We start from the raw sequence: 18,081 nt of genomic DNA, 5'->3' as shown, positions 1-18,081 counted from the left end.
ACAAAACAAAAATATATATAATACTACTTCCACTTCAAGCTAAAATCTTCACATTCTAAACTTAAATTAGGATTATATGCTGGATCATTGGCTAAGAGTTTTCCCCAAGTATATTTCATATAAGCTACCTCTTTTCCAAAACGAGCTATCTTCTCGGGTGTATCTTCGTAACCACGAGTAATTGATTCATGATGGTATAGCTCAGCATGCGGCGTCAAAATATTTCGGTACCCCGCATTATACACTTTCAAACAAAAATCTACGTCGTTAAAAGCTACAGATAAATCTATTTCATTTAGGCCACCAACCTGTTCAAATATAGACTTTTTAACGACAAAACAAGCTGCTGTTACTGCTGTATACTCGCTATCAATACTTGCGCGCCCCATATATCCCAAGTTGTTTTTAGGGAAGCATTTGAAGGCATGACCAGCAACCCCTCCAACCCCCAATATAACACCAGCATGTTGAATAGTATCATTTGGATAATACAGTTTAGCTCCAACAACCCCAACATTTGGAAGAGTAGTTCTAGACAAAAGTTCAGTTAACCAATCTTCAGAGATAACCTCAACATCATTATTTAATAAACAGATAAACTCACCACTCGATAATTTAACCGCTTTATTATTCAACTTAGAATAATTGAAAGGACTATTATCCCTAACAACTCTTATATTATTCTTTTCATCTAAATAGTTAAAATACTCCAAAGATTCTTTATCATCGGAACCATTATCTATAAGAATGATTTCATAATTACTATAAGTCGTTTTAGTTTCAATGCTATTAATACATTTCTGAACCAAATCTTTTCCATTCCTTGTTGGAATAATGATAGAAACTAATGGTTCGATGTCCGGCAGGCCATATTTAATTCTATAGTTACTAAAATTCGTTAACTCAGCTTTTGCATTTAACCCAATACGAACAAAATGTTCATTCAATGCCTTTTCACCTGCAACCATAGCGTAAGGTTTAGCATCGCTAGTCGCACTTGCTGTACTATTCTTATGAGATCGCCAATGGTAGAGTACCTTAGGAATATGGATTATTTGGTTATCTTCAATCTTCTCAATGTATCTAAGGGCCAAGTCATAATCTTGAGCACCTTCTAAACCAATTCTAAAGCCAGATATATCATCTACAATTTCTTTTAAATACACACCCAAGTGACAAATCATATTATGTGAGTAGAATAGGGTTCTGTTCCAATCAGTTTTGAAATAAGGTTCAAAGTAAACACCATCTTCATTCACCTTGTCTTCATCTGAATAAAATAGTTTACCCTGTGGATTTTCATTAATTGATTTAACAACCTCATAAAGAGCATGCTTAGGTAGTAAATCATCATGGTCAACCAATGCTATCCACTTACCATTTGCAATTTCTAGCGCACTATTTGAAGCGTTAGATATATGTCCATTTTTCTCCCTAAAAACTACGTCAATACGAGCATCAGAAATTGCCTTGCTACGTAGAACTTCCTTAACTCTGCTGTCGGTCGAACAATCGTCTGCAATACAAAGTTGCCAGTTTTGATAAGTCTGTTCTGTTATTGAATTGATAACCTCCTCTAACCACTCCGGCTTAGGGTTATATACAGGCATAACAATTGAAATTAATGGCTTATTATCAAAACTATTCGCGGATACCTTCTGTGCTTCATACTCCTCAAGACTAAAACTATTATACTTTTTATTCCAATAGGGATAATCATTTCTATCATGGCTATCAGAGTTAGCGACGGGACTACTTTGGATAAATGTACCAGGTTTTCCATGCAAATAGACTTTTACTAGACCAACTCTAAGTCCTTGAAGCCCACCTTTTTTATATAGCTCAAAAAACTTCGAGATTGCCCGTATTAGACCACCTTTTATCTTTATAGATTTGATTAGCAAACCAGGTAATAGCACAATTTTATTTAAATAATTCATTTCCAATCACAACCAAATTTATTTTTGCGTTCAATCTAAGATTAAAAAATATTGCAATGCATCCGCAATATATTTTTTATTTTTTCTTGTTACCACACAATAGATTTTTGAATATCATTTTTATCTTGGTTAATTTCCACCAAGTTGAGCATTGAATTAACCCCGATGACTTTTTATAGTTATCGGCGTCATTTAATTTACAAATTAACTCATTTTTTGTTAGTTCTAAAGCATGTTCAACTTCACATTTAATTTTATTTATCTTGTCAATTTTAAGATTCACTTCGATTAGTCTTCTGTAATTAACAACTGAGTCTAAATATTCAAAATCTATATTAACACGCCAATCACCACTCTTTTTAAAAGATGTGCTATCAACATATAAGATAATGTTTGAATCATTACTCTCGCTAAAGAAAACAATCGATTCGTCACTTACATTTGATAGATAGAGCTCCCCGCCATTTACTCTAAAGTCACACCTATCAAATGTTTCAGAAGATAATTCATATAATTTTTTTTCAGAAGCATCACTAACAATGATACTTTTTATAGAGAAAGCACCATAAAAATCCGCGATATCAACTCGAATAAAACAACTATCTTTCTGTTGTGGTATATTTATTGTTAGCTTGTTAGCTTTATTTAGCTTTGATAACGAAATTATAGAGCTTTCTTCACTAAAGCAGTGAGGATCATCAGCCCAATATACTTGAGTCCGAAATCGCAAAGTGTTTTTAGAATGCTGACTTGGAATAAACGGTATTAGGTTTCCGTGGTTAGGTTTACATGTGACAACAAATTGATACACACCTGAATTCTCTACATTAGAAAGCAAGGTGGCTAAATTAAACCTGTCTTCCCCTTCAAAGTTGTTTGCAAATTCGCTTTCAAACATATGCGCAACAACATAATCAACATTGCTTATATTATAGCCACATTGATTAATCATTTCTGTAAGAGTAACGTAAGTGAAAAACCTATAGTGAGTAGAGTCTAATATCCCTGTTGGCCTATAATAAAAGTGGTTGTTTACAATCTCAGCAATTACACCACCGTAACTAATATTTGGTATTGATATTATAACTTCCCCAGACTCATTCAAGATTTTTCTTAAATTCGCTAATAAGAACTCTGGATTCCTTAGATGCTCCAAAACATCTGCACAAACTATATAGTCATATTTCTCATGATTATCATCAAACTCAGTTAACTCTAAGTCAGATTCGAAAACATTTCGGTATATTTCCCTAGCTTTACCTGCTACTAACTTATTTAATTCAATACCATCAACTATACAATTTTTATTTTTAATTAAAAAATCACCTAAAGCGCCCTCCCAACATCCCAAATCCAAAACTTTACTATTTGGTTTTATAGCATTGGATACAAAAAACAGCGAATCTTTTTTTTGATTAACTTCTCTACCATATCTACTCATATTATTACTGTAAATTAATTTTCCAATGGTGATTAATATAAACTAAACCTTCAGATTTATATTCATCCACAACTTCAAACTTTTCCACTCCAGTAAAATAATCTATATTGACCATACTCTTGTCTGTAAACAAGCCGACATCGAATTCAAAAGATGCAGGTAACAGTGGAGGGCTTTCCAATTTATAAGTTAGTTCATGTATCCCTTTAGTATTTGGAATTTCGAAACCATCCAAATATGTATTGGCTCCAAAAATATATTCCCTGTTAGGTCTGTATACAGCGGCACCGATAAGTAGACCATCAACGATGTCATCAAAAACTTCGTAGATAATTTTTAGTTTAATATCCTGTCCAACTTTCAATATTGTTTTTTCTAAACTAGTAGAAACTAATCTAGCAGGAAGTGCTCCATTTTTATCCTTTATAATAACTTCAGTCTCATTAGGTTCTGATCCTATTGCCATGTAATCTCGGTATTTATCACAGATTTCATTTGCATAACCAAGAGCCTTAACTTTTCCCTGATTTAGCCACACGGCCTTATTACAGAAGCGTTTTATTTGTTCAGGAGAATGAGACACAAAAATAATTGTTGTCCCTTTCGATTTCATACCTTCCATATGCTGTAAACACTTCATCTGAAAGCGAATATCACCGACGGCCAATGCTTCATCAATTATAAGAATTTCAGGTTCAATATGCACCGCTACAGAAAATGCAAGGCGAACGTACATACCTGATGAGTAAGTTTTCACTGGTTGATGAATAAATTCGCCAACATCAGCAAACTTTAGTATGTCATCATACTTTTCATCAATTTCTTTTTTACTTAGCCCTAGAATCGTCGCATTCATATAGACGTTTTCTTTGCCTGTAAATTCAGGGTTAAAACCAGCGCCAAGCTCTAACAATGCAGCGATTCTACCATTAGTTTTGATACTCCCTGATGTTGGGGTTAAAGTGCCCGTCAATAGCTGTAATAGCGTGGACTTCCCCGCTCCGTTGTGACCAAGAATCCCTATAGAATCACCTTTTTCGACATCAAATGTGACATTATTAAGTGCAGAAAAGACTTTGTAGTACTGCCTTTTACCGCGAAATAACATTTGCAAAAGTCGATGTTTGGGGTTCGCATAGATCTGATAAGATTTGGTCAGATCTTTAACTTGAATTGCTATATTAGATGACATCAGCAAACCCTTTCCTTGTTTTTTGGAAAAATGCAAAGCCAATAAAAGCTATTAACAAAGATACTGCGTAGGCTACAATTATACTACTCCACGAAGGATAGCCTCCAAAAATAATGACTATTCTTGAAGCTTCAATAAAATATGCAAGAGGGTTTAACATTAAGAAAGGTTGAAGGCTTCTCGGTAGAGCAGATAATGGGAAAAATAGCGGTGATGTAAACATCAATACCGATGTAAAAACACTAACAAGCTGACTTAAATCTCTTATGTACACACCAACAGCTGACAGTACCCAACAAACACCCATCAACCCCAAAAAAAATGGAATCATTATTATTGGCAAAAATAGAAATGTTAATGGTATTGTTTTAAAAACAATCAGCTGTGCGATAAACAATACAATTAGACTTATTACACCATGAAAAATAGCATTACCTAAAACAACCCATGGAAGTACTTCAATAGGAAATACTATTTTTTTTACATAGCTCACATTTGATAGTATTAAAGTTGGAGCTCGATTGAAACATTCTGCGAATATATTAAACACTATCATCCCAGTAAAAAGAATAACAGCGAACTCACCCTGCCCACCACCTAAATTGCCATTCCATTTGGCTTTAAATACTATTGAAAACACGAATGTATACACCGCAAGCATCAATAGTGGATTAAAAAAAGACCATGCCAGTCCAATAGTTGAACCTTTATATCTTCCTATAATCTCTCGATAGGCCATCGAACTTATTAAACCTCTATACCTCCATAAACTGTTAAACATATTCATTGGGGATATAGAATTGGAATTACTATTCATAAAAATACCAAACGCATAATTGCATAATTAATTTTCATAGGTAAGGAGCATTGAGAAAAATCAAACCTTGCGAATCCTTCGCCGACAACTTAGGAGCTGAATCGACCAAAATAGGCCATTCAATTCCAATTTCACTATCACTCCAAACGATAGAAATCTCGGCGTTCGGGTTATAGTAATCGGTACACTTATAAACAAACTCAGCTTCTTCACTTGTCACATAGAATCCATGCGCAAATCCTTTAGGAATCCATAATTGTCGCTTATTCTCTGCAGAAAGATAAACTCCTACCCACTGTCCAAATGTTGATGAATTTTTTCTTATATCAACAGCAACATCAAATACTTCACCGTGAACAACACGAACTAATTTACCTTGCGCATTCTCTTTTTGATAATGTAATCCACGCAAGATCCCTTTTTTTGATTTTGAGTGATTATCTTGTACAAAATGCGCGGGATAACCTACCACTTCTTCAAACTGTTTTTGATTAAAACTTTCAAAAAAGAAGCCTCGCTCATCACCAAAAACTTTTGGCTCAATAATTAACACATCGGGAATGTCAGTTTTAATAATATTCATGGTTATTATTGGCCTTTAATCATATTTAACAGGTATTGCCCATACGCATTTTTTGCCAATGGTTGAGCCAATATTTTAACTTGCTCTGCATCAATAAATTTCATGCGGTAAGCAATCTCTTCTGGGCAAGCCACTTTCAATCCTTGCCGAGTTTCAATAGTTTGAATAAAATTACTCGCTTCAATCAAGCTTTCATGGGTACCGGTATCAAGCCATGCATAACCGCGCCCCATCATGGCAACTGAAAGATCACCTTGCTGCATATACAAACGGTTAATATCGGTAATTTCAAGCTCACCACGGGCAGACGGTTTTAAATTTTTTGCCAACTCGACAACGCGGTTATCATAAAAATAGAGGCCAGTTACCGCATAATTACTTTTTGGTTCAACCGGTTTTTCTTCCAGTGAAATAGCTGTACCAGCTTTATCAAACTCGACCACACCATAACGCTCGGGGTCATGCACGTGATAAGCAAATACGGTTGCGCCTGATGTTTGTTGGTTCGCTTCGGCCAACTGCTTTTGCAGGCTGTGGCCGTAGAAAATATTGTCGCCCAGCACCAGCGCACAAGGGTCATTACCAATAAACTCTTCACCAATAATAAAAGCTTGCGCCAAACCATCTGGGCTTGGTTGAACTTTATACTGTAAGTTTAATCCCCACTGGCTGCCATCACCCAGCAGTTGTTTAAAGCGTGGGGTATCTTGTGGGGTACTGATAATCAGAATATCGCGGATCCCTGCCAGCATCAGAGTGCTCAGCGGGTAATAGATCATCGGCTTATCATAAATAGGCAACAGTTGCTTACTCACAGCCATAGTCACAGGGTAAAGACGTGTGCCAGATCCACCGGCTAAAATAATACCTTTACGGTTGTTCATTTTAATTATTTACCTAAAATTTCAGTTAACATACGTTTTACACCGTCTTGCCACTGTGGCAGTACCAGCCCAAAGGCCTGTTGAAAATGAGTGGTATTTAAACGTGAATTGTGCGGGCGCTTAGCGGGTGTAGGGAATTCATGGGTAGGCACGGCATTTAACTGCGTAACCGCCAATTCAACACCTTGTTTGCGTGCTTCTGCAAATACTAGCTCAGCATAGTCAAACCACGTGGTAGTGCCTGATGCAATAAGGTGATATAACCCTGCAACCTCAGGTTTAGCAAATGCTACACGAATAGCATGAGCTGTACAGTCAGCCAGTAACTCAGCACTGGTTGGTGCACCAAATTGGTCATTAATCACTGACATTGCGGTGCGCTCTTTACCAAAACGCAGCATGGTTTTAGCAAAATTATTGCCACGTGCAGCATAAACCCAGCTAGTACGAAAAATCAGGTGTTTATGGCACACAGCCTGTATCGCCTGTTCACCTTCTAATTTAGTTTGACCATACACATTAAGCGGTGCTGGACTATCAGTTTCTAGCCAAGGCGTATCACCATTACCATCAAATACATAGTCGGTAGAGTAATGAATCAGCCATGCTCCAAGCGCTGCAGCCTCTTTTGCCAATACAGCAACCGTAGTCGCATTTAATAAACGTGCAAAATCAACTTCACTTTCCGCTTTATCAACCGCAGTGTGCGCTGCAGCATTTACAATCACATCAGGCTTTACACTGCGTACGGTAGCGGCAATACCGTCAGACTGGCTAAAATCACCACAATAATCAGTAGAGTCAAAATCAACTGCAATAATATCACCAAGCGGAGCCAAGGCACGTTGTAACTCCCAGCCAACTTGCCCATTTTTACCTAATAGCAAGATCCGCATTTAACGTTGATCTCCGTACTGTTGTGTAATCCAATTTTGATACGAACCACTACGCACATTATTCACCCATACAGTATTTTCTAAATACCACTGCACCGTTTTACGAATGCCCGATTCAAATGTTTCTTGTGGTTGCCAGTTTAGCTCTGCACTCATTTTAGTTGCATCAATCGCATAACGGCGATCATGGCCTGGGCGGTCTGCCACATAAGTAATCTGCTCACGGTAAGAGTTAGCTTTTGGCACTATTTCATCAAGCAGATCACAAATGGTATGCACCACGTCTAAATTTTGTTTTTCATTATGGCCACCGATATTATAGGTTTCACCCACTTCTCCTTCGGTAACCACTTTATATAAAGCTCGAGCATGGTCATCAACATATAACCAGTCACGAATTTGATCGCCTTTGCCATATATAGGCAGCGGTTTATTTTCCAGTGCATTTAAAATCACTAATGGGATCAGTTTTTCAGGAAAATGGTGTGGCCCATAGTTATTAGAGCAATTAGTGATCATTGTTGGAAGGCCATAAGTGCGTAGCCAAGCCCGAACAAGGTGATCACTCGAAGCCTTTGAGGCTGAATACGGGCTACTTGGTGCGTAGGCTGTCTCTTCAGTAAATAGAGATAATGTGCCAGATATTTCATCTGGGTGTGGTAAGTCTCCATAGACTTCATCAGTAGATATATGATGAAAACGAAATGCAGACTTACGCGCTGAATCTAATGCATTCCAATACTGGCGAGCAGCTTCTAGTAATGTATAAGTGCCAATAATATTGGTTTCAATAAATGTAGCTGGGCCGGTAATTGAACGGTCCACATGGCTTTCTGCGGCTAAATGCATTACAGCATCAGGTTTATGTTCAGTAAATACACGATCAAGTGCAGCTCGGTCACAAATATCAACCTGTTCAAATGCATAACGTGGGCTTTCTGCAATACACTCTAATGACTCAAGATTACCGGCATAGGTAAGCTTATCCACATTGATAACACTGTCTTGCGTATTTTGAATAATATGTCGGATAACAGCAGAACCAATGAAGCCAGCGCCGCCAGTAACGAGAATAGTTTTAGCTTGCATAAGTAGATAACTTCTATGTATTGAGTAAAAAGATGAAGGAATTAAGCTTTATACAGTGAAATACAAGATATGAGGTTAAGCACTCACTGTATGAAAAATACACGCTACCGCCCTTAGGTTGCAGCTCCTAAAGTGCTGAGTTTGATGTGGAAATGATGTGTAACCTTTTGATAAGCGCAGGAAATTTCCATAAAAATACTCGTCCTTGGGTCACAGCCCTTGTCAGTATCCCGCTTAATTTACTCAGTATTAGTGTGATCTATTCCGAAAAATTTTGCGCGCTGATTATAAGGGAATGTGCGAGCTGCGCCAAATACAACGCTGAAATAGTCAGTATCAGTCTGTAAACCTGCTGTGAACCTCGCACTTTAGCTATAAACGTGACACTAAATCAAATTATTATTCACTTCATTTTATTTACAGTTAACTTATAATCGCGCAACAAAGTGCGCGTTCTGTACAGCCGGCACATAGGCTCTGCAACCCGTTACCGATCAGCAACCAAGGTAATATCGCGCAAAAAACAAGCAAGCACAAACATATAAACGTATTTATCTTGGGAGCAATACGGTGAAGACACGGATAACTCGGTCAGTGAAGACCCTTGCAGTGCTGCTAGTAAGCCTTTCCTCTGCGGTGTGGGCGGCGGATATGTCGCACGATGCCATTAATGAGCGGATCAAACCGGTGGGCGGCGTGTACCTTGAAGATAAAGCGGCAGCGGCCAAGCCTGCCGGCCCGCGTACCGGTGAGCAGGTGTATAACGGGGCTTGTGTTGCTTGCCATGGTTCAGGTGTGCTCGGTTCGCCGAAGTTTCGTGATGCCGCATTCTGGGGGCCACGCCTGAAACAGGGTATTGATACGCTGCAAAAACACGCCATCAACGGGATAAACCAGATGCCACCGCGTGGAACTTGTACCGACTGTAGTGATGATGAGATCAAAGCGGCCATCGTGTATATGACACAAGGGCTGTAATTTATCACGCAGAGAGCCGTGGGCAGGCACAAATCGGCGGTGCAGAGAGCCGAGTACAACTCTTATTACATATTATAGCGGGGGTACGCTGAATTTCAGTGTATTCCTCTTATTAGCATTCGGTTATTTATGACATAATTGTTACCAATACGGTATTAATTTAATGTGCTCAAACACTTATGAACGCTTGGTATCTTCTTTATTGTAAACGCGGGCAGCAATCGCGGGCAGTGCAGCATTTAGATATGCAGGCTATCCGCCATTTTTGCCCGGTACTGACCGTGAAAAAGTTGCGCCGCGGGCACTGGCGCGAAGAGCAAGAAGCGCTGTTTCCCAACTACTTATTTGTACACTTTGACCCTGATGTGTTCAGTGTAACCAAGGTGCATGCCACCCGTGGTGTGGCGCGGATGGTGCGCTTTGGTGATGATCTGGCAAAAGTGCCCGATGCGGTTGTCCGTGGGCTTGAGCGCTCGTATGGCAGCTTTGATCCGGGCTTTGTGGATACCATCGCAGAGCAGGCCTCAACCACAAAGCCTGCGCAAATACCGGGTACTGAAAAGCCCAACACGAATAAACCACACAAGCCCCCTTATCACCCGTGTGATAGTTCAGGAAATGCGAAAAAATCAGCAGATTCTGCTGACCCAGAAACAGTGTGGTTAGAGGGGTTATCCGCCATCTACCTTGAGCCAGATGGCGAAAAGCGCTCGTTACTGCTGGTGAATCTGCTCAATACCCGTTATCTGCAAACCCGTAAATCAGGCCGTTAGTATAATTAGTCAGGCTTGTTTTTCGCTTTTGCCAGCATATCGCGCAATCCGGCTACACCGGCGCGGCCGGTCTGCATACGCTGCTCGGCGCTGGCGGGGGCTTTACGCAGCTCCCAGTTCAGATCATCTTGCGGCAACTCGAGTAAAAAGCGGCTTGGCTCGGGGCGGATCAGTTCACCGTACTGGCGGCGCTCTTTGCATAGGCTAAAGGTCAGGGTTTTCTGCGCGCGGGTAATGCCCACGTAGGCCAGCCGGCGCTCTTCATCCACATTATCCTCATCCATGCTGCTTTGATGCGGCAAAATGCCCTCTTCCATGCCGATTAAAAACACATGCGGAAACTCCAGCCCTTTTGAGGCGTGCAGGGTCATCAGTTGCACTTGATCGGCATCTTCATCACTCTCGCCGCGCTCGAGCATATCGCGCAGAGTCAGGCGTTGTACTACCTGCGGCAGGGTCATCGGTTCATTATCGCTGTGCTGATCGCCTTCGAGCATATTGGTGATCCAGCCAAACAGGGTGGATACGTTACGCATCCGCATCTCGGCGGCTTTCGGGCTTGGTGAGGTTTCGTTCAGCCACGCTTCATAGTGAATACCGTGGATCAAATCGCGCAGGGCGGCAACCGGATCGCCACGCTGGGCGCGATCGCCAATCTCAACTATCCAGCGGGTGAACTGGCGCAGGGCATCCAAACCGCGGCCTTGCAGGTGTTGCTCTAACCCCAGATCAAAGCTGGCGGCAAACAAGCTTTTATTGCGGGTGTGCGCCCACGTGCCGAGTTTCTCAAGCGTAGCCGGGCCAATCTCGCGGCGCGGGGTGTTCACCACGCGCAAAAAGGCGGTGTCATCGTCAGGGTTAGTCAGCAGACGCAGATACGCCATGATATCTTTTATCTCGGCGCGGGCAAAAAATGAGGTGCCACCCGAGATTTTGTACGGGATGCGGTTTTGCATCAGCAACTTTTCCAGTGTGCGTGACTGGTGGTTACCGCGGTATAAAATGGCGTAATCACTGTACTGGGTTTTATTCAGGAAACGGTGGGCAATAATCTCACCGACCACCCGCTCTGATTCGTGCTCTTCGTTGTTGGCTTGCAGTACGCGTAACGGTTCGCCATAGCCCAGTTCAGAGAACAGCCGTTTTTCAAATTCATGCGGGTTGTTGGCAATCAGAATATTCGCCGATTTTAAGATCCGCTCAGATGATCGGTAGTTCTGCTCAAGTTTAATCACTTGCAGAGCCGGAAAATCCTGTTTCAGCAGAGTCAGGTTTTGCGGGCGAGCGCCACGCCATGAGTAGATTGACTGGTCATCATCCCCCACTACGGTAAAACGGGCGCGGCTTCCCACCAAGAGCTTCACCAGTTCATACTGGCTGGTGTTGGTATCTTGATACTCATCCACCAACAGGTAGCGTACCCGCTGCTGCCAGCGTTCACGCACCTCTTGGTTGTTGCGTAGCAGCAGTGTGGGCAGCAAAATCAGGTCATCAAAATCGAGCACATTACAGGCGCGCAGTTGTTTGTCGTACTGCTCGTAGCAGTAGGCGAACAGAAAACCTTGCTCACCTTGCGCAATCACTTTGGCGCGCTCGGGTAAAATCAGATCATTTTTCCAGCTGGAAATTTGGTTTACCAACTGGCTGAGCAGATCTTTATCCCCCTGAAGTTGAGTCTCTGTCAGCTCTTTGAGCAGTGCCATTTGGTCTTGAGCATCAAACAGTGAAAAACCGCTCTTGAGACCAATGGCTTTGTGTTCACGTTTTAGAATTTCCAACCCGAGTGAGTGAAAGGTGGAAACCAGCAGCCCCTTGGTTTCAGGGCGAGTGAGTGTCTGGCTAACACGCTCTTTCATTTCACGCGCGGCTTTGTTAGTAAACGTTACGGCAACAATGTGGCGGGCCTGATAACCACAAACGCGGATCAGGTGCGCAATTTTGGTGGTGATCACCCGTGTTTTACCCGAACCTGCACCGGCTAAAACAAGGCAGGGGCCGCTAACACTCTCTACCGCTTCCTGCTGACGGGGGTTTAAACGCATACCACTTCTCCGAAAATTCACTGCCAAATACCGCGCTGATTTTAGCACTTCATGCGCCCAAACGGGCTAAAAAGCCAATCGATAACCTGTTTGATTGGTTATCCCTGAAACAGTGAGTAACATTCGTGCTGAGCAGTAATGTGATTTTATGCGGCAACATTGGGTTTTGTTTGCACAAACGCAAATAACGCTTACAATAATGTGAACTGAACGTTCATTCAGAATTGGTGCTATTTTACCCGAGTCGGGTACCAACCACTGTGCTGTGTGATGATCGATAACCCTTCAGGAATATCTGAATTAACCATGCTCGATACCCGAGAACAGATCCTTGCGGCAACTGAAATTGTCTTGGCCACCCACGGTTTTCAGGGTCTTTCTATGCAGAAAGTGGCTCAGCAGGCGGGTATTGCGGCCGGTACTATCTATTGCCATTTTAAAGATAAACACGACCTGCTGATTCAACTGGCGGCAGCCATTCGTACCCGTATTGCCAATCAGATCTGTGCCGATGTGGCAACAGAAGGGCCTTTGTATGCCCGTTATCGCCAGTTGTGGTTGAATTTATGGCAGTTTTGTTGTGAAAACCCCAACCAGATTAATAACCAATACCAGTACGATAACGTGCCCGGTTTTAGCCGCCCGTTATGGGCCGAACAGCGTGAGCGTTATGCGGTTTGGTTTAAAGTGCTGGAAGAGGGGGTAGCCAGCGGTGAGTTAATTGATTTGCCGCAGCAGGTGTTATCTACTTTAAGTTTGGAAACTGCGCAGGGGCTTTTTCGGCGCATGAGTATTCACGGTGATACCACCACTTTCAGCCCGCAGATAATAGAACAAACTATTGAGGCCAGCTGGCGCGCTATTTTACGGCCCGATAAGGGATAATAAAGAGATTATACGCGGGATAGATGTGCTTTATTGCATAAACCCGATAAATCAGTATTCGCACCATAAGTCTGTGAAACCAGCCCAGCAAGGGATAAACACACGGAACGCGAACATATTAACAGAGCGATATTTTTAATACGGAGCATCAGATCAAGATGAAAAAATGGGTCGCAGGGATGTTATTGCTGGTGGTTGTCCTTCTTGGCAGCGTCATCGGGTTTAACATATTCAAAGAGCATATGATCGCCAACGCACTGGCGAACCGCCCCGAGCCGGATTATCCGGTAACGGAAATGACCATTAAGGCTACCAACTGGATCCCGACGATTGAAGCGATCGGTTTTATCGAGCCAAATCAGGGTGTGTTTGTATCAACACAAACCCCCGGTATCGTAAAACAGATCAATTTTAACTCCGGCGATCAAGTTACTGCAGGAACGGTACTGGTTCAGCTTGATGATCAGGTTGAGCGAGCCAATTTACAGGCGGCACAGGCAAAATTACCGTCGGTAAAAGCCACTTATCAGCGCTATTTAGAGCTGTCAAAAACCAAGTTTGTCTCTAAATCAAGCCTCGATGAAGCGCAGGCTAACTACGCTTCCCTGCTGGCCCAGATTGAGAGCCTGAAGGCGACTATCGATCACTACAAAATCCGCGCACCATTTAGCGGTATTGTCGGGATCCGCAATATCAACTTAGGCCAATACCTGCAGCCGGGTACTAATATTGTGCGTTTAGAAGAGGTCTCGGTGATGAAGCTGCGCTTCACTATCCCGCAAACGGAAATCTCGCGCGTACACACCGGCCAGCCAATCGACATTTATGTTGATGCTTACCCACAAGTGCCGTTCAAAGGTCAAGTAACAGCGATTGAACCTGCGGTAACTGCACAAAGTGGTTTGATTGAAATTCAAGCAGATATTCCAAACAATGATGGCCGCCTGCGTTCTGGTATGTTTGCACAGGCGAAGATTATTCTGCCTACGCTTGCCGATCAGATTGTGATCCCACAAACAGCAATCACTTTTACGCTGTACGGTGAAACTGCGTATGTCCTGCAAGAGAAAGAGGGTGTACTGCGCGCTGAACAAATCACGGTGAAAGCCGGTGATCGTAAAGGCGACAGCGTGCACGTGCTTGAGGGCTTAAAAGCCGGCGATCGTTTGGTTACTACAGGTCAGGTTCGTCTGAGTAACGGCAGCAAAGTGCATGTCGTGAATGATGATCCGCTGGTCACGCCAGCACAGCCACCGATGCTATAAGACCGGAGTGTAATGATGCGCTTTACCGATATATTTATACGGCGGCCGGTACTTGCGATTTCGATCAGTTTTCTGATCGCATTGCTCGGCCTGCAAGCTTTGTTAAAAATGCAGGTACGTCAGTATCCTGACATGACCAACACCGTGATCACGGTCAGCACCAGTTACTACGGTGCCAGTGCTGACCTGATTCAGGGCTTTATCACTACCCCGCTTGAACAGGCTATTGCACAGGCGGATAACATTGACTTCATGACCTCAAGCAGCCTGATGGGTTCTTCTACCATTACGGTTTACATGAAGCTCAATACTGACCCAAATGCCGCGATGTCGGATATTCTGGCGAAGGTAAACTCGGTGCGTTCTCAGATCCCAAAAGAGGCGCAAGACCCGACGATTACCAGTTCAACCGGTTCAAGTACAGGTATTCTCTACTTAGGCTTTACCAGCCAAGAGTTGAACTCCAGCCAGATTGCTGACTACCTTGATCGGGTAGTAAAACCGATGCTGTTTACCGTTGACGGGGTTGCGAAAGTTGACCTGTACGGCGGTGAAAAGTATGCGATGCGCGTCTGGCCTGATCCGGCCAAAATGGCGGCATTTGGTATTACCTCAACCGATTTAGTACAGGTGATGACCGCCAATAACTACCAGTCAGCAACCGGTCAGGTAAACGGCGATTTCGTGTTCTACAACGGTAATGCCGATACGCAGGTTAACGATGTCTCTGACATGGAAAATCTGGTCATCAGCAGCAACAAAAGCGGTCAGGTGATTCGTTTAGGCGATATCGCAAAAGTCTCTATGGCGAAAAGCCATGACTTGTACCGTGCCTCTGCCAACGGCCGAGAAGCGGTGGTTGCGGCAATTAACGGCGCACCATCTGCTAACCCGATCACCGTAGCGGCCAACGTGCTGAAACTGTTACCGGACATGACCCGTAACATGCCAAGCACGATTCAGATGAACGTGATGTATGACTCGACTATTGCAATCAATGACTCTATCGATGAAGTGGTGAAAACCATTGTCGAGGCGGGTGTGATTGTACTGGTGGTGATCACGCTGTTCCTCGGCTCTTTCCGTGCGGTACTGATCCCAGTTGTTACCATCCCGCTATCGCTGATTGGTGTGGCGATGATGATGCAGTTCTTTGGGTTTACCCTAAACCTGATGACACTGCTCGCGATGGTGCTGGCGATCGGTCTGGTGGTCGATGATGCGATCGTGGTTCTCGAAAACGTCGATCGGCATATCAAAGAGGGTGAGTCTCCGTTCCGCGCGGCAATTATTGGTACGCGTGAAATCGCCGTTCCGGTTATCGCCATGACCCTGACACTCGGCGCGGTATACGCACCGATTGCCCTGATGGGCGGCCTGACCGGTTCTCTGTTCAAAGAGTTTGCGCTAACGCTAGCCGGTGCGGTACTGGTTTCCGGTATTATCGCTCTGACACTGTCGCCGATGATGTGCGCGCATATCCTCAAAGCGCACGACAAACCGAGCAAGTTCGAGCTGACCGTACACACGGCGCTGGATAATCTGACCGAACGTTACGACCGCATAATGCACGCCATTATGCAGCATCGTGCTGTCGTGATTGCCTTTGCGGTACTGGTCTTTATGTCACTGCCTCTGCTGTTTAAATTCATTCCAAGCGAACTTGCGCCGAATGAAGATAACGGCGTGGTGGTTCTGATGGGTACAGCGCCGTCAAATGCCAACTTGGATTACATCCAGCAGAGCATGGCGCCAATCAACAAAATCCTGTCTGAACAACCAGAAGTACAGTTCTCACAGATTTTCTCGGGGATTCCAACTGCGAATCAGGCCTTTGGTCTGGCCACATTAAAACCGTGGAGTGAGCGTACCGCCTCTCAGCAGGAAGTGGCCAACCGGGTAACGGGCTTAGTGAAAGACTTACCGGCGATGTCAGTCACCGCATTCCAGATGCCATCCCTACCGGGTGCATCGAGCGGCCTGCCATTCCAGTTTGTTCTCACCACACCAAATAGCTTCGAAAGCCTATTCCAAATTGCAACGGATATGTTGGGTCAGATCAAGAGTAACGGTATGTTCGTCTACTCATCAATGGATCTGAACTTCAACTCGGCCACCGTCAATATCCAGATCGATAAAGACAAAGCCGGTGCATACGGTGTGACAATGCAGAGTATCGGTAATACGCTCTCAACCATGCTGGCCGATGGCTATGTCAACCGGATTGACCTGTATGGCCGCTCGTATGAAGTGATCCCGCAGCTTGAGCGTAAGTATCGTCTGAACCCTGATCTACTGAACCAGTTGTACGTGCGTGCCGCTGACGGTAAGTCAGTGCCGCTAAGCAACTTTGTGAAGATGACTGTTCAGTCAGCACCACCATCACTATCACACTTCAACCAGATGAACTCCGCAACGCTGAGTGCAGTTCTAGCGCCGGGTGTGGCAATGGGTGATGCTGTTAGCTGGATTGAAGCCCAAGCCGCCGAGAAGTTGCCGCAAGGTTATAGCTATAACTTTACCGGTGAATCTCGTCAGTTTGTCAGCGAAGGTAACGCTCTGCTCGGGACGTTCGGTTTGGCACTGGCGGTGATCTTCTTGGTATTGTCAATTCAGTTTGAATCACTGCGCGACCCGTTAGTCATCATGGTTTCCGTACCGCTGGCTATTTGTGGTGCGCTGATCGGGCTGGCATGGGGCTTTGCCACCATGAACATCTACTCACAGGTGGGCTTAATCACCCTGGTCGGCTTGATCACCAAGCACGGTATCTTGATCTGTGAAGTGGCCAAAGAAGAGCAGCTAATGCACGGCCGTAACCGTATGGATGCCGTGATGGCCGCCGCCAAAGTGCGTCTACGCCCGATTCTGATGACCACTGCGGCGATGATTGCCGGTCTAATCCCACTGCTGTATGCCTCAGGGCCAGGTGCAGCAGCACGTTTTAGTATGGCGATTGTTATCGTAGCAGGTCTGGCTATCGGTACGCTGTTTACCCTATTTGTACTGCCAGTTATCTACACTTTCCTTGCCAGCCAGCACAAACCGCTGCCGGTCTTTGTGGAAGATAAAGATCTGGAAAAGCTACAACGCGCTGATGAAGCCCGTGCTGCTATCTTGCAAAACCGTGAAAACCGTGATTCACAGTAAATATGATCAACAGCAAACATGAGCAACAGTAAATGGCTCATATACAGTGAACAGTAAGGGTTAACCTTCTGTAACTGTGTTATTGCTCACACAGGCCAGCGCATTGTCGCTGGCCTTTTTTATTACCTATCAGCGGCGCTTGCCGT

At 43.8% G+C, this 18,081-nt stretch carries 14 protein-coding genes; 5 read left to right on the top strand and 9 right to left on the bottom strand.

Features of this window, described 5'->3' with window-relative positions:
• Positions 1 to 23: 23 nt before the first annotated feature.
• The 8 genes from AC1HDJ_RS02915 to rfbB form a co-directional block, all read right to left on the bottom strand.
• Positions 24 to 1,940, bottom strand: coding sequence for a glycosyltransferase family 2 protein (locus tag AC1HDJ_RS02915; RefSeq protein ID WP_479533220.1), 1,917 nt, complete (start codon positions 1,938 to 1,940; stop codon positions 24 to 26).
• A gap of 76 nt (positions 1,941 to 2,016) precedes the next feature.
• A complete protein-coding gene (locus tag AC1HDJ_RS02910; protein ID WP_479533218.1) occupies positions 2,017 to 3,381 on the bottom strand; it encodes a class I SAM-dependent methyltransferase in 1,365 nt (454 codons plus the stop codon).
• Between the two features lie 4 nt (positions 3,382 to 3,385).
• Positions 3,386 to 4,573, bottom strand: coding sequence for an ABC transporter ATP-binding protein (locus AC1HDJ_RS02905; protein ID WP_479533216.1), 1,188 nt, complete (start codon positions 4,571 to 4,573; stop codon positions 3,386 to 3,388).
• Entirely contained in the window at positions 4,563 to 5,312 is a 750-nt protein-coding gene (locus AC1HDJ_RS02900; protein WP_479533214.1) for an ABC transporter permease, read from the bottom strand. Before AC1HDJ_RS02900 ends, AC1HDJ_RS02905 begins: the two co-directional genes overlap by 11 nt.
• 112 nt (positions 5,313 to 5,424) lie before the next feature.
• A complete protein-coding gene (rfbC, locus tag AC1HDJ_RS02895) occupies positions 5,425 to 5,973 on the bottom strand; it encodes a dTDP-4-dehydrorhamnose 3,5-epimerase (RefSeq protein WP_479533212.1) in 549 nt (182 codons plus the stop codon).
• A 5-nt stretch (positions 5,974 to 5,978) separates the two neighbouring features.
• A complete protein-coding gene (gene rfbA, locus AC1HDJ_RS02890; RefSeq protein ID WP_479533210.1) occupies positions 5,979 to 6,857 on the bottom strand; it encodes a glucose-1-phosphate thymidylyltransferase RfbA in 879 nt (292 codons plus the stop codon).
• Between the two features lie 5 nt (positions 6,858 to 6,862).
• Complete coding sequence (gene rfbD / locus AC1HDJ_RS02885) at positions 6,863 to 7,753, bottom strand: dTDP-4-dehydrorhamnose reductase (protein ID WP_479533208.1); 891 nt, start codon at positions 7,751 to 7,753, stop codon at positions 6,863 to 6,865.
• On the bottom strand, positions 7,754 to 8,842 hold the full coding sequence (gene rfbB / locus AC1HDJ_RS02880; protein WP_479533206.1) for a dTDP-glucose 4,6-dehydratase: 1,089 nt from the start codon (positions 8,840 to 8,842) through the stop codon (positions 7,754 to 7,756).
• Between the two features lie 594 nt (positions 8,843 to 9,436).
• Between rfbB and AC1HDJ_RS02875 the strand changes: the two genes are divergently transcribed.
• Both AC1HDJ_RS02875 and rfaH read left to right on the top strand, forming a co-directional pair.
• Positions 9,437 to 9,820 (top strand): c-type cytochrome, encoded by a 384-nt coding sequence (locus tag AC1HDJ_RS02875; protein WP_479533203.1) that lies wholly within the window; start codon positions 9,437 to 9,439, stop codon positions 9,818 to 9,820.
• A gap of 179 nt (positions 9,821 to 9,999) precedes the next feature.
• Positions 10,000 to 10,593 (top strand): transcription/translation regulatory transformer protein RfaH, encoded by a 594-nt coding sequence (gene rfaH, locus AC1HDJ_RS02870; RefSeq protein WP_479533201.1) that lies wholly within the window; start codon positions 10,000 to 10,002, stop codon positions 10,591 to 10,593.
• Between the two features lie 5 nt (positions 10,594 to 10,598).
• Here rfaH and rep read toward each other — a convergent pair whose 3' ends face one another.
• A complete protein-coding gene (gene rep, locus AC1HDJ_RS02865) occupies positions 10,599 to 12,635 on the bottom strand; it encodes a DNA helicase Rep (RefSeq protein ID WP_479533199.1) in 2,037 nt (678 codons plus the stop codon).
• 270 nt (positions 12,636 to 12,905) lie between these two features.
• Here rep and AC1HDJ_RS02860 point away from each other — a divergent pair, with 270 nt between their 5' ends.
• The 3 genes from AC1HDJ_RS02860 to AC1HDJ_RS02850 all read left to right on the top strand — a co-directional run bounded on the left by AC1HDJ_RS02860 (position 12,906) and on the right by AC1HDJ_RS02850 (position 17,935).
• Positions 12,906 to 13,520 (top strand): TetR/AcrR family transcriptional regulator, encoded by a 615-nt coding sequence (locus AC1HDJ_RS02860; RefSeq protein WP_479533197.1) that lies wholly within the window; start codon positions 12,906 to 12,908, stop codon positions 13,518 to 13,520.
• Positions 13,521 to 13,678: 158 nt separating this feature from the next.
• Entirely contained in the window at positions 13,679 to 14,785 is a 1,107-nt protein-coding gene (locus tag AC1HDJ_RS02855; protein ID WP_479533195.1) for an efflux RND transporter periplasmic adaptor subunit, read from the top strand.
• 12 nt (positions 14,786 to 14,797) lie between these two features.
• Positions 14,798 to 17,935: a multidrug efflux RND transporter permease subunit gene (locus tag AC1HDJ_RS02850; protein ID WP_479533193.1), complete on the top strand. Its 3,138-nt coding sequence runs from the start codon at positions 14,798 to 14,800 to the stop codon at positions 17,933 to 17,935.
• Positions 17,936 to 18,081 lie beyond the last annotated feature (146 nt).

This window comes from Plesiomonas sp. ISS29, from assembly GCF_056522795.1.
Note: the sequence above shows the minus strand (reverse complement) of the source record. Positions and strands in the feature narration are given on the sequence as shown.